The 4282-nt window shown below is 38.4% G+C and carries 3 protein-coding genes; 2 read left to right on the top strand and 1 reads right to left on the bottom strand.

The window, feature by feature from the left end:
- A partial coding sequence (locus H4J65_RS01035) for an efflux RND transporter permease subunit (RefSeq protein WP_182194375.1) occupies positions 1 to 359 on the bottom strand: 359 nt, incomplete at its 3' end.
- Positions 360 to 905: 546 nt separating this feature from the next.
- Here H4J65_RS01035 and H4J65_RS01030 point away from each other — a divergent pair.
- Entirely contained in the window at positions 906 to 3584 is a 2679-nt protein-coding gene (locus H4J65_RS01030; RefSeq protein WP_182182627.1) for a TonB-dependent receptor, read from the top strand.
- Between the two features lie 286 nt (positions 3585 to 3870).
- Positions 3871 to 4282 (top strand): tetratricopeptide repeat protein (locus H4J65_RS01025; RefSeq protein WP_182194372.1); only part of this gene is annotated, 412 nt, incomplete at its 3' end.

The raw sequence follows: 4282 nt of genomic DNA, 5'->3' as shown, positions 1-4282 counted from the left end.
GCGGCTTGCGCTTTACGTGACGACTCATATTCGCCGCCCCAGTCAAGTTTATAACCTTCTGGTAAAGCAATAGCAGCAATTTTAGCTTGTGTACGATTAAACGCCTCACCGGTAGTTTCATTGTAACCGGCCTCCGCTTTAACCGTAATGGTTCGCACACGATCACGTCGATTAATCACTAGCTCTTCACTGGCGTAGTTCATTTTGCAACTCACTTGCTTGAATGGAATATAAGTTCGTTGACTACTACTCCACATCAAACTGTTTTCTAAGCCGGCTAATTGATCAGGGTTCGTGTTGCTATTTCTCGCAATAATCGGATAAAGGTAATCGCCATCTTGTAGTTGTCCAATTTGCAAACCATCGCTATAAAACTTTATGGCTGACTAAAGTTACTTGTATAAACAATCGCCCGTATAACGCTATTTCATAATAAAGAGCCATTTATATAATTTTGACAGGGGGAAGTCATGAGAATAGTTTAAAGTCAATTATCAACTCAAATCCCAAAAAGTATAAGAATATTCGCGCTTTATTTGGCTACATTGCAAAGGTTTATGCCACACAAAATGTGACTGTCTGTTTTTTATACGCTCATAATCTTGCCCTGATAATTTTGAATAAAATGTGAAATTTTGTTAGGATATCGCCAAATGTCAAATATAGTTAGTGTACTAACTATACAAATCCCCAAAAGTATAAGAATATTCGCGCTTTATTGGGCTAAATTGCAAAGGTTTATGCCACAAAAAATCTGACTGTCTGTTTTTTATACGCTTATAATCTTGCCCTGATAATTTTGAATAAAATGTGAAATTTTGTTAGGATACCGCCAAATGTCAAATATAGTTAGTGTACTAACTATATTTGGCCGTTGAACGATAAAACACCAAGGGAAAATTTATATGAAATTCACTAAGCTTCATTGTGCTGTGTTAACAGCACTAGCGGCGTCTGGCACTTTATATGCCGAAGAAACAGAAATAAAACAAAATGCATCAATAGAAACTATTGAAGTTACTGCAACCAAGCGAACTGAATCAATCCAAGAAGTGCCCGTCACTGTGACCGCATTAACAGGTGATAGTTTAGAAAAACTTGGCGTTTCTAATTTTGATCAATATGTAGAATTTTTACCCAACGTGGTTTTTCAGGGCACTGGCCCTGGACAAAATGAAATATATATTCGCGGTGCGGCAACTACGCAAAGCAATATTTCTCTGTCATCAGTTCAAGCATTACAACCTTCTGTTGCCTTTTATTTAGACGAGCAACCCGTTTCCATGCAAGGGCGTAACTTAGATATTTATGCTACTGATGTTGAACGTATAGAAGTTTTACCAGGGCCACAAGGCACACTTTTTGGAGCTAGCTCTCAATCAGGTACCGTACGCATAATTACTAACAAGCCAACCCATGATGGTTTTGCTGCAGGTTTTGATACCAGCACAAGTACCACCAAAGGTGGCGATATGAGTAACTCTGTTGAAGCATATTTTAATATGTCTTTATCTGACTCGTTGGCCGTACGTGTTACTGCTTACAACGACTACCAAGGTGGTTGGATAGATAATGTGCTCAATGTTCCGGGTGAAGGTGGTTATAACGGTAGTGCAGAAGTTATTAGTCGAATTTCTGGTGGTGTATTAACTAATCCTGAAAATATTTCTGTTACCGCACCACAAAATGCTGCTTTAGTAGAAGAAAATTTTAACACGGCAAGCTATGCCGGTGCTCGCTTTGGTTTATCTTATTTAATCAATAATGACTGGGATCTTTTAGTTCAACATACTCAACAGTCTCTTGATACCGAAGGTGTATTTTCTTATGATCCAAACCTTAAGGGTGAGACATCAACAAACCGTTTTACACCAGAAAACAACAATGATGATTTTGGTTTAACCACTTGGACACTAGAAGGCCGACTTGAGCAACTTACCGTTGTTTATACTGGCGGGTATCTCGACCGAGATATCAATTCAACTATTGATTACACTGGCTATACTAATGGTGGTTCATTTTCTGCTTATTATGTTTGTAACTATTCAGGCGTTCCTGAAGCAGAACAAGAATGTCTTGACCCAACTAAGTTTAATAAAGAAGAAACCAGTACCTCACGTATCACTCATGAGCTTCGTTTCAACACGGCGGCTGAAAATCGCTGGCGTGTCACGGCAGGTGTATTTTATGACTCTCAAGAATTATCAACTGTTGGTCAGTTCAAAATAGCCAATACAGAGAAGTTTCCTAATTTGGCAAGAACTCTCGCAGGAAGTGATGGCATTAACAGTGATGGTGGCCCTTTCCCTTCAGAAGTAAGTTTTGTTAATGATGTTACGCATACCATAGATCAAATCGCCGTATTTGGTCAGTTTGAGTACGATATTACCGACACAGTCACTGCAAGTTTTGGCGCGCGTTGGTATCAAATTGATGATATTTATAAAGGCGCTACTACCGGCGATGATGTCAGCGGCAGGTTACAAGCCTTTGGTGACGGTAGTGATGCAGCATTAACTGAATTTTTTATCAGTGATGGTAGGACTCCAGAGGCAGCAGCGGCTGAAACAGCATCAATCCAAGCGGCTATCGCCAGTGGTCAATTAGAAACTGATTTACTTGATAGTGACGGCAAGTTAACCATTGATGATACGATTATCAAAACTTCAGTTGATTGGCAAGTTAATGATGATGTTATGGTATTTGCATCATACTCAGAAGGTTTTAGACCGCCGGTGACTAACCGAGTTGGTGGTGGTTCGGCTAAAAGCCAAGAAGGTGCATTTGAAAGTTTCCGTATTCCAGTGTACTCAACGACTGATAGCTTAGATAACGTAGAATTAGGTTTTAAATCAACCTTATTTGATCAAAACTTACGCTTCAATGCTACTGCCTATTATTCAAAAATATCTGATCTGCAAACCTCACGATATGACCCAACCAATATCAGTTTCTTAGTATTTACTGATAACGTCGGTGATGCTGAAATTAAAGGTATTGATGGTGACTTTAGTTGGGTAGCAACGGATAATTTAGTCATCTCTGGTGCTTTTAGTTTGATAGATACTGAGCTAACATCAGTCAATACTCAGCTTAATGGTATTGCGCCACCAGAAGGCAGTAGATTACCGTATTCAGCTGAGTTTTCAGGTAATTTACAAGCCCAGTATTTCTATCCAATTGGCCAAGGTATGACAGGTTATGTTAACGGTTCAATCAGTTATACCGGAGAAAGACTTGCCGGTATGGTGATGGATGCTTATATGGTAGAAGACTCCACTAATTTAATCTATGGCACAGGTTCAGGTTTAAGTATTGAAAAAGAAGCTGACGTTTATAAAGGTGTTAATTATCAAGATAGTAACGGGGATACCTTAGCCGGTGGTCGTTATATCCAAGATAGTTACGTTTTGGCTAACTTAACCTTTGGTATCACTAACGACGAATGGAAAGCTGAGATTTTCATCGACAACGTAACTGATGAAAGCGCAATATTATATATTGATACTCAACAGAATACGCCAAAAGTGGTTTCTAACAGACCTCGTACTATTGGTTTTAGATTCTCGTACGACTTTTATTAAGTCTTAAATGATAACTAAAAGCTAATTAAAATCGAAATAAAAGCCGTTTGATATCTGTATCAAGCGGCTTTTTATTGATAAAAAAAGCATAAAATTTAGTCAGTAGTTATGCTACTTATAAATTTTATAACGCGGTAGCTTTTCATTTTAACCATTCACGATGAACATATAATTAATCAACTTAGTATAACCTGCCATGGAGCTAAGTCATTGGACACAAGATCCCACCCTGCTATTGAAGAGCAATTAAAATCAATTCAACAATTAATCCAAACAACAAAATTCAATGACGCCATTACACAAAGTAAACAACTTCAATTTACTTATTCGTTTAGGTAAATACAAAGTGGCAGAACAGCAAGTTGAAAAGTTACTCGCTATACAACCTGACAACCTGAGCTTTAAAGTCGCTAAAGCGAGTGCCTTAACAGGTTTAGGTAAAATAGAGCAAGCCATCATCCTGTTTGAACAAGCTGTAGAGCAAAACGATCAAGTTGCAGGCTTTCAACTGCAGCTAGGCCATGCGCTAAAAACTAAAGGTGACATAAAAAAAGCCATTACGGCTTACCAAAGAGCCTACCAGTTAAACCCAAGTTATGGTGATGCTTTTTGGAGTTTAGCCAATACTAAAACCTACCGTTTTAGTGATGAAGAAATTGCTCAAATGCAAACACAGCAAAATAATAAAGCCTTAGCAC

It is taken from the genome of Colwellia sp. MB02u-9 (genome assembly GCF_014077085.1).
Classification (GTDB): Bacteria; Pseudomonadota; Gammaproteobacteria; order Enterobacterales; family Alteromonadaceae; genus Cognaticolwellia.
The sequence above is the reverse complement of the archived record's forward strand: the minus strand, read 5'-3'. Positions and strand labels throughout refer to the sequence as shown.

Bases quoted from the DNA above. Each gene is read 5' to 3' on its own strand.
- H4J65_RS01030 (WP_182182627.1), top strand. From the start codon at position 906: ATGAAATTCACTAAGCTTCATTGTGCTGTGTTAACAGCACTAGCGGCG.